10 protein-coding genes and 2 tRNA genes are annotated in these 8,988 nt (G+C 44.2%); 3 read left to right on the plus strand and 9 right to left on the minus strand.

Features of this window, described 5'->3' with window-relative positions:
- From ACCM36_RS07740 to ACCM36_RS07765, 6 genes are all read right to left on the minus strand, one after another.
- A partial coding sequence (locus ACCM36_RS07740; RefSeq protein WP_370573178.1) for a deoxyribodipyrimidine photo-lyase occupies nt 1-1,201 on the minus strand: 1,201 nt, incomplete at its 3' end.
- A 137-nt stretch (nt 1,202-1,338) separates the two neighbouring features.
- A tRNA-Gly gene (locus ACCM36_RS07745) sits at nt 1,339-1,410 on the minus strand.
- A gap of 158 nt (nt 1,411-1,568) precedes the next feature.
- On the minus strand, nt 1,569-3,548 hold the full coding sequence (gene uvrB, locus ACCM36_RS07750; protein WP_370573179.1) for an excinuclease ABC subunit UvrB: 1,980 nt from the start codon (nt 3,546-3,548) through the stop codon (nt 1,569-1,571).
- Between the two features lie 230 nt (nt 3,549-3,778).
- Nucleotides 3,779-4,099, minus strand: coding sequence for a TIGR00304 family protein (locus tag ACCM36_RS07755; RefSeq protein ID WP_370573180.1), 321 nt, complete (start codon nt 4,097-4,099; stop codon nt 3,779-3,781).
- Nucleotides 4,099-4,338 carry a DUF131 domain-containing protein gene (locus ACCM36_RS07760; RefSeq protein ID WP_370573181.1) on the minus strand — a complete coding sequence of 80 codons (240 nt, stop codon included), beginning with the start codon at nt 4,336-4,338 and terminating at the stop codon, nt 4,099-4,101. Before ACCM36_RS07760 ends, ACCM36_RS07755 begins: the two co-directional genes overlap by 1 nt.
- Before the next feature lie 21 nt (nt 4,339-4,359).
- Complete coding sequence (locus tag ACCM36_RS07765; protein ID WP_370573182.1) at nt 4,360-5,184, minus strand: hypothetical protein; 825 nt, start codon at nt 5,182-5,184, stop codon at nt 4,360-4,362.
- 589 nt (nt 5,185-5,773) lie between these two features.
- On the opposite strand from ACCM36_RS07765, the gene ACCM36_RS07770 reads away from it, so the two are divergent.
- Complete coding sequence (locus ACCM36_RS07770) at nt 5,774-7,012, plus strand: proteasome-activating nucleotidase (protein ID WP_370573183.1); 1,239 nt, start codon at nt 5,774-5,776, stop codon at nt 7,010-7,012.
- A gap of 83 nt (nt 7,013-7,095) precedes the next feature.
- Nucleotides 7,096-7,170: transfer RNA gene (locus ACCM36_RS07775), tRNA-Glu, on the plus strand.
- Nucleotides 7,171-7,547: 377 nt separating this feature from the next.
- Here ACCM36_RS07775 and ACCM36_RS07780 read toward each other — a convergent pair.
- From ACCM36_RS07780 to ACCM36_RS07790, 3 genes are read right to left on the minus strand one after another with little or no spacing between them, the layout of a single operon-like run.
- Complete coding sequence (locus ACCM36_RS07780) at nt 7,548-7,631, minus strand: hypothetical protein (protein WP_370573187.1); 84 nt, start codon at nt 7,629-7,631, stop codon at nt 7,548-7,550.
- Nucleotides 7,628-7,846, minus strand: a complete 219-nt coding sequence (locus tag ACCM36_RS07785) for a DUF86 domain-containing protein (RefSeq protein WP_370573184.1) — start codon at nt 7,844-7,846, stop codon at nt 7,628-7,630. Before ACCM36_RS07785 ends, ACCM36_RS07780 begins: the two co-directional genes overlap by 4 nt.
- 34 nt (nt 7,847-7,880) lie before the next feature.
- Nucleotides 7,881-8,156 (minus strand): nucleotidyltransferase family protein, encoded by a 276-nt coding sequence (locus ACCM36_RS07790; protein ID WP_370573185.1) that lies wholly within the window; start codon nt 8,154-8,156, stop codon nt 7,881-7,883.
- Between the two features lie 339 nt (nt 8,157-8,495).
- Here ACCM36_RS07790 and ACCM36_RS07795 point away from each other — a divergent pair, with 339 nt between their 5' ends.
- Nucleotides 8,496-8,816: a hypothetical protein gene (locus ACCM36_RS07795; RefSeq protein ID WP_370573186.1), complete on the plus strand. Its 321-nt coding sequence runs from the start codon at nt 8,496-8,498 to the stop codon at nt 8,814-8,816.
- The last annotated feature ends 172 nt before the right edge of the window (nt 8,817-8,988 follow it).

The following is an 8,988-nucleotide window of genomic DNA, read 5'->3' on the forward strand; positions in this document are numbered from 1 at the left end:
ATTCACACTCCGGATCGAACTTCTGCTGCTGCAGCCAGGGGTTGAAGATCCTGAAATATGGAGTGGCATCCGCACCCGTAGACGCTGCCCACTGCCAGTTGCCATTGTTCACACACGGATCGTAATCCACAAGCTTCCGGGCAAAATATCGCTCACCCCAACGCCAGTCAATGTGCAGGTCCTTCACAAGGAAAGATGACACGATCATCCTCACCCTGTTGTGCATATAACCCGTGGTGTTAAGCTGCCTCATTCCAGCATCCACTAGGGGAAAACCTGTTCTGCCCTCGCACCAGGCCTGGAATCTTACAGGATCATTATCCCAATGAAGGCCATCGAACTTTTCCCTGAAGGCGTGCCCGAATACCCCGGGATGCTCAGCCGCAAGCTGAATGAAGAAATCCCTCCAGTAAAGTTCTGAGATCAGAGTGTGGTCAGGTCCAAGTTGGTCCCTGAAAAAGTGATACACCTCACGAATGGATACTGTCCCAAATCTGTTGTGAGCCGACAGGCCGGTAGTGCCCAGTACAGCCGGAATATTCCGCAGTCTGTCATAATCCACAAACCCGCTCAGATCGGACAGCACTTCCAGCGCATTGCTGCGTCCACCATGTACAAACAAGTCAGGATTATCGTGATCGAAATGTGGAATAGTCTTAAGAGCACCTGGGACAACGGAATTACAGAATGTGCCATTCTCAACAAGCACAGGCAACTCCACCGGAAGCTTGCCTGCAGCCCTGAAGAACTGTGTGAACACTTGGTACATCTTTCCCTGCTGAGTCCTCACAGAGCCTGGAACCTGCAGGATTGCATCATGGAACTGATGGAACTCCAATCCATGCTCTGCACACACCCTTGAAATCTCCGTATCCCGATGGACACTGAAAGGAGTATAGTCGTTATTCACAAAAACAGCATCAATACTCTCTTCACTGATCAACTTTTCAATTACCTCATGTGGCAAGCCTGAAAACAAAAACAACCTGCCACCCCCCAGCTCAAGCTGTTTCTCCAGGTCTGCAAGGGACTCCATCATGAACTGCAGGGCATTCTTACTGTATTTACCCTCCTCCAGCAACCTGGGATCAAAGATAAAACAAGGCAACACTTCGTGTGAAGAGTGAAGAGCCTCTATCAGCCCGGTATTATCCTCAACACGCAGATCCCGCCTGAAGATGAAAAGTGCCTTTGAATACATAAGATACGACCTTTACTGATTAATAGATATTAACAGTGTCACAACTATATTACAGAATTCCCGCACAGTGATATACTGAAAAACAAACAAACAAACAAACAGAAAACAACTGCATAGAAAAGAGAAAGAGAAAACGATGCGCCAACCGGGATTCGAACCCGGGTTTAGGGCTTGGAAGGCCCCAGTCATAGCCGCTAGACCATCGGCGCATTGAGCAGCCTATACACGTCTTTTTGTAATATAACATTTTCGCATCACCAGCAAGGTTTGATACGATTGGAACAGCAAAACTAAAAACAAAACATAAGTGCTTATTCACTGTTCACAGATAGATCACAACTGAAAAACTGAAAACACACTGCGACATTCACAGTGAATAGCTGGTACGCAGTTCCTTGATCATGTCGCGAAGCTCTGCAGCCCTCTCAAATTCCAGGTTCTTTGCAGCAAGATGCATTTCGGCCTCAAGGTCAATGATCATATCTGCAACTTCCTTTTCCGACTTGTCCTCTGCCAGTACAAGAGCCTCGGATATGAATGTTTCATCCACTTCTACCAGTTCACGCTGTAATGCTTTCCTGATGGTCTGGGGGATGATCCCATGCTCTTCGTTAAATTCTACCTGAAGCTTGCGACGTCTGTTCGTCTCATTCACAGCACGTTCAATGGAACCTGTGATATTGTCAGCGTACAATATGACCCTGCCTTCGGAGTTCCTCGATGCTCGGCCGATGGTCTGGATAAGAGACCTTTCGGATCGCAGGAACCCTTCTTTATCTGCATCCAGAATGGCGACAAGCGCAACCTCAGGGATGTCCAGCCCTTCACGCAGAAGGTTAATACCAATCAGCACATCGAAATCACCCTTGCGCAGGCTGCGAATGATCTCAGTTCGCTGAATGGTGTCAATATCCGAATGCATGTAACGCACTCTGACACCTAACTCATGCAGATAATCAGTGAGTTCCTCAGCCATTCGCTTAGTAAGAGTAGTGACAAGTGTCCTGTAACCCTTAGCAGTCACCTTGGACACTTCCCCAATAAGATCATCCACCTGGTTCCCCACAGGACGAATGGTTATCCCCGGGTCCACAAGTCCGGTGGGGCGGATGATCTGCTCCACCACAGATTTACTCATCTCCACCTCATAGTCGGCAGGAGTGGCAGAAACATAGATGACAGTATTGATATGCTTTGCAAATTCATCGTATTTCAGGGGCCTGTTGTCAAGGGCCGAAGGCAGTCTGAAACCGTATGTCACAAGTGATTCTTTTCTGGCTCTGTCACCATTATACATACCCCTTATCTGAGGAATGGTCACATGAGACTCATCGATCACCATCAGATAATCCTCCGGGAAGAAATCCAGTAGTGAAGAAGGAGGTTCTCCGGGTTTTCTGCCGTCAAAGTGCCGGGAATAGTTCTCTATACCGCTGCAGTAACCTAATTCCCGTATCATTTCCATATCGAACTTTGTTCTTTGTTCCAGACGCTGAGCCTCAAGCAGCTTGTTCTCAGCCCGCAGCCTGGCAAGCTGCCCCTTAAGTTCGTCTTCGATTTCCACCAAGGCCTTGTCAATGTATTCCTGAGGCATGACGAAATGCTTTGCAGGATATATAGACAGAGTTTCCCCTATGCACAGCTCTTCCTGCACCTTACCTGTGAGCGGCTCGAAATAGGCAATTCTGTCGATCTCATCACCAAAGAGTTCTATCCTTATGCCCCGCTTCTCCTGAGCCGGAAATATCTCAATAGTATCTCCCCTTGAGCGGAAAGAGCCCTGTGCCGGTTCTATATCATTGCGCTCATACTGGATATTGACCAGATCTGCGAACAAAGTAGAACGGTCTATCTCTTCACCTACAGTGAGCATCATTGTCATAGCACGCCATTGCTGCGGTGAACCCAGACTGTAGATACAGGAGACACTTGAAACAACGATCACATCCCTGCGTTCCATCAAAGATCTGGTGGCTGACAGGCGCAACCTTTCGATCTCTTCATTGATGGAAGCATCCTTCTCGATATATGTATCCGTAGTGGGAAGATATGCCTCAGGCTGATAATAGTCATAGTAACTGACAAAGTATTCCACAGCATTATTTGGGAAGAAATCCCGAAACTCGGAAAACAATTGTGCTGCAAGGGTCTTATTGTGCGCGATCACCAGAGTTGGCATTTGCACGTTCCTGATCACATTGGCTACTGTGAACGTCTTGCCCGAACCCGTAACGCCCAGTAATGTCTGGTGTTTCACTCCTTTGTTAATACCATCGGTCAACCTGGATATGGCCTCTGGCTGGTCACCTTTCGGAGAATAATCAGATACTAATGTGAAAGGGCGCATACTCTCGTTCTATCTTAGTAAAGGAGTATAAAAGTATGCATTTGTAAAATGTGATCAGGTATTTCACAATACTATGCAACAGACCAGATTACTCACTCCTACTCACTCCTACTCACTCTTACTCACTTCATCCACATATTCACAGGATCACATGCCTTCTGTGATATGTAGGCGACTGTTAACAGACTGTTGTGAATGAATCTGTGAATCTGAAGATACACATGGAAAGTTCACCTGAAAAGGAAAAAAGCCATAAGCATCAGAACTATGGCAAGCAGTATCAGGATCAGTGTGCTTTTACTGTCGGTGCCCAGGATTATCGGAATCGGACCGAGCATGATGATACCTCCACCTTGCACTTCTGTCCTTGTGAACTTACCTCCAGAGTCCTCGCAGATATGTTCACTGCTATCACTTGCCCGATATCGCGTATGTTCATCCTCTGGATTACCAGTCTCCCTACCAGATGACATGAAATTACCAATGAAAACCAGAATAAAACCGATGAATATGGACAGTATTCCCATGGATATCAACAGTTGCGCTACCATCACATTTTCCTCCGGATAAACAGGTATATGATGAACATGAGGAGACCCACGTAGAGCATAGAAGTGGTGATCTCAGGAGATGAACCAAAAGCTATTGGGATGGGACCAATGAGCACAAGTCCGCCAAATTCTCCGCTGCCACCCTGAATAGTGCTGAGGAAAAAACCTGCAACCACCAATACAAGTCCAATAGATATCAGATAGGAGCCGATCCTGACAATGTCCTGGGAGGATGCCATAAGAAATAGTAGAAGCTATTATTAAATCATGCTCTGGTGAGGAATACCCTGGTATGCCTGCAGCTCTGCGGGTTCATCAGAAATATACCTGTACTCCCGCTGTGTCCTGTTACCTCTGCGCTCAAGAAGGTCCTTGCCGAACATACGGGAAAGATATGTAGACACGGTACTGAGCTTTATAGGACCGTATATTTTCTCATAGTGCTGTTGTATGTCCTGAGATGAAAACCAGACACGTGGATATTCATATTTAAGGAATAGTTCCAGTCTTTCATTGATCGTGAGCTTAGTATCCCCTATCCTTTCCTGAAAAGAAGGGGTCTTGCGCACTGGAGTGACTGGCTGTTCCTGTCTGACCTGCGATTGTTGTGAAGTGTTATTCACCGGTGTATACTGGTTCACAACAGGCTGTGGGCTTGGCGATTGGGCTTGCACCACATATTGAAATGGAGATTGGGAGAAATTAGACTGCACAGGAGGCACCATTTGCTGGTATTGCCCGTACTGTGGATATTGATACATAGAGGATTGTTGTACCGGAACAAAAGGTGGTAGCCCTGGTTGCTGCATAACTGACTGTGCTGGTGGTACAAAAGATCCTGGGAAAAACTGTGGTGATTGTTGATAAGATTGTGAGATAAACTGTGGTGAAGGCTGTGGAACTGGTTGTTGATAAGAATTAGTGTAATTTGCTACAGAAGCAGAAGAAGGCCCTGATGCCTGGATTCTCTTTCCTGTGAACGACTCTATGAATGAGACCAGGCATTTCTGCCATTCATCCCCTGTAAATTCAACATTTACATGTGTTGTCCCGTCTTCATCTGTTATTTCGAGCCGGACCTTCATTTTTCTGCCTCTGTGCTATGTGGATCCATTCATCCCCTCTGATGGAAGGATTCACGAACCATATATCCCCTCAGACAATGGTTTTCTTTTAGCCTGACTGTTTTGTATTCACAGAACACCACTTTAGTTTCCTGTGCTACAAAGATATACATTGTATTAATAATATATAAATATTGTGCTGTTTTTATTGTGCTAAATTGTCGGCATAACAATTAGAGGACGAATAAAGCTTTATTTACCTGAATAGGCTAGATTCTATCCTATCAATTGTACCACATAGATAGATAGTGTGAACTTGATAGATAAAGGTTTCTTTTAGTATTCCAGTGGAAATAAGGGGGTTACTTGTTTGATGTTGAAAACTGTTTTATGCTACTAAATTAGTAAAATAGCACATAATACAGCTTATAATAGTCAATAAGGTTTTACATTAGAACATACACGTGAACGTAAATTAAAATATAATATTCATTGAAGATGAAAACTATACCTGATTATCAGATAAATTTGTACTTGATAATTGTCTACAACAAATATGGTATCAAACCTCGGTCGGATTTATATCAAATGATAACCATAGGGGCGTCTTATGACGAACACGAGCGCAGATACTCCCGTTGATACCGGCGCATCCAGAAGCAAAACCCGGACAGGATTTGAGAACCTTAGCAAAGAAGATATCAGATCACTGCTCAACGAGATAGAACTGCTGAAAGTCAACAATGAGAACATGCGGGCAAAACTGCTTGAAGCCAGCATGATGAGCAACTCCTATATGGAGGAGATCAGCAAGCTCAAGAAGCAGATCGAGCACCTTACAACACCTCCATTATTCATTGCCAGTGTTATGGAGATCGAAGATGATATGGTCCTGATACGACAGCATGGCAACAATCAGGAAATAATGACAAGGATCTCGCCTACCCTCCATGGAAAACTGGAACCCGGAATGAGAGTTAGTGTTAACGGGGCCTTTTCTATAATATCTATCATACGCAAGGGTACTGACGTCAGAGCACAGGTAATGGAACTCATCAATTCCCCGGGAATAGACTATGATATGATAGGTGGCCTGGATGAAGTTATCAAAGAAGTCATAGAGTCCGTAGAGTTACCCTTGACAGAACCTGAACTATTCTCTAATATTGGCATTGAACCACCAAATGGCGTGCTACTGTATGGTGCACCTGGTACGGGGAAGACCTTGATCGCAAAGGCAGTTGCCTCCAGAGCCAAAGCAACATTCATTCGCATGTCCGGTTCTGACCTTGTACAGAAATTCATCGGAGAAGGAGCAAGACTGGTGAAAGATGTGTTCCAGCTTGCCCGGGATAAATCCCCTGCCATACTGTTCATAGACGAAATTGATGCCGTGGGAGGCATGCGTACCCATGATGGAACAACCGGCTCAGCCGAAGTGAACCGGACTATGCTGCAACTACTGGCTGAAATGGATGGGTTTGATGCTACAAAGAACGTTAAAGTGATTGCCGCAACAAACAGGATCGATCTGTTGGACCCGGCACTCTTGCGCCCCGGAAGGTTTGACAGAGTAATAGAGATACCTCTGCCCGACATAGAAGCACGTGTGGAAATACTGAAGATCCACACCCGCAAGATGAAACTTGCCACAGACATCGATTTCGAAAAGCTTGCCAAGATGACGGCTGGACTTAGCGGGGCAGACCTTCAGGTAATTACCAAGGAAGCGGGCATGTTCGTACTAAGACGCCGTGGAGAACAGGTCACTATGAAGGATATGCTGGATGCTTACGAGAAAGTAGTTTCCGAAGAAGAGGCAGCCACCCCATCAGGTATGTTCGCATAAGGAACATACCTTATTTATCCTGAACGAAAAGTTAATATCCGTTAAGTGTATTTTGGATATGCTGTCAAAGCAAATACCGCAACGCTCCGATAGTGTAGCACGGCCAATCATGCAGGACTCTCACTCCTGCGACTGGGGTTCGAATCCCCATCGGAGCACTATAAATTTAATTATACTCCCAATAAATACTACTTTTTTTGTTACATTTTAAATTAAAGTACTGAAGTTGAAGGTCCGAATTAGACCTTTGTAGAGCTTCTTAAATTTTCAATCCATACATTCATACCATTTTGAGTTTTCTTCGAATATAGCCCATAATAACGTTATTACATGTTAGAATTTGGTTCTCAGAGAGCTTCTTCAAGTTTCCATATAAGGGACCTGTTTCCACGAAAAGAATGCATGGGATAGCCAAACAAGGAAATGTTTTGCGGCTTACGTTGGATAGTTATCTGTCCCCGGGACTGAATGAGGGAAGAGCAGTTAGGTTTCATCAATTTCTTTTAGTTCAGACCGTAGCTTTTGAAGCCTTTCCTTAAGTATAGGCAATTCGTTTTCCACAGTCCCACACAAGCTTGTAATCAACAATAAAATATGCATGAATGAGTCTGTCCCTCATCTCAGCAATCCTGCTCCATGGTGATTCGGAACAAGAGCCTTTATATTTTCAGGTATTACCTTGGCAGCCTCACCCAATATTTCGAACTGCCTGACCACAGCACTCTTAGTTTTCGCATCACATAGGAAATCTTCCTTATCCATACCACGGGTGAAATCCTCTATTGCCTCTACAGCATCGATCATTTCAGACAGGTATAGCAAAGGCGACCTCATAAAGCCACCAGCTCCCTCAAAACATCATCGCGCATCATTGGATGCAGGGCCCACATGGAAACCACATCAACAGGAATGCCAAGCATCTCTTCAAGGTAGTCTCCAAGTCCCACCAGATCAAAAAGAGTTGCACCATCATGAAATTAACAAGTACGTCCACATCACTGCCAGCTTTTTCTTCACCTCTGGCATAAGAACCGAAGATGCCGATGACTTCAGCTTTGAACATCTTTCTTATCTCACTCCCATGCTCTTTAATAAGAAGCTTAATATTGTCCATTTTTACGCATCTTCCTTGTGCTTCATTCATAACGAGATCCCTCTATTATTTAGACTAACTACCTTCGTATTAAGATTTGGTCAACCGGCAGGTATGGTATTAGCATTAATGAAAAGCATCCTTGAAAACCACATTAAGCTTTCCACACCTATTTGCTAGTTTTATATATTCCGCCTTCAACATACAAAGAATCGTTTAATTTTTTATGCTCTAAGTGGAGAACGATATTTTTTGGTGTATTTCTTGACATATCTGCCAATATTATGCAGTAATGCTGAAAAAGTTCAGATCAGATAATACAAACCAGCAAATTTAAAATAAAGATAGTACTTAGTATTGTATTATAGCAAAAAGTTACAGGTGAAAAAAATGTGTAAAACAAATGAAAATCATGTTCATAGATGTTGTTGTGCGGCTGATGAGACAGAAGCTGAAAATGGCTGCGATGAAGTAGACATTGATACCCACGTATTAGCAGCATTTAAACTGAAAGCAGAGATGGAGACAGTTTTAGACAAAAGCGAATGTGACGATGAACAAAAACTGATCGCTGTAGCACAACTTGCCGCTGAGGTCATATCTGTTCGTCCTGATTCTCGCGAATGTGCATTCCAGTTAATGGAACTTATTATCGATCTGATCCGGATAGAAGAAGAAGAAGATGATGATGAAGAGTGCGATTCGGACTAAATTTTCTTCCTTTTTACGCTGGAATTAACTTCAACCTGTTACATGACCTTAAATAAGGAATACCCGGATCCTCGCAGATCATCCGGCATATTCGCTTGCATGTAATTCCATGCAAATAATGATCAATGGCACGAGAACCAGTGTACGTTAATGTGGGCAACTGTAGCTTGAA

This window comes from Methanomethylovorans sp. (assembly GCF_041305605.1).
In the GTDB taxonomy this organism is placed as follows: domain Archaea; phylum Halobacteriota; class Methanosarcinia; order Methanosarcinales; family Methanosarcinaceae; genus Methanomethylovorans.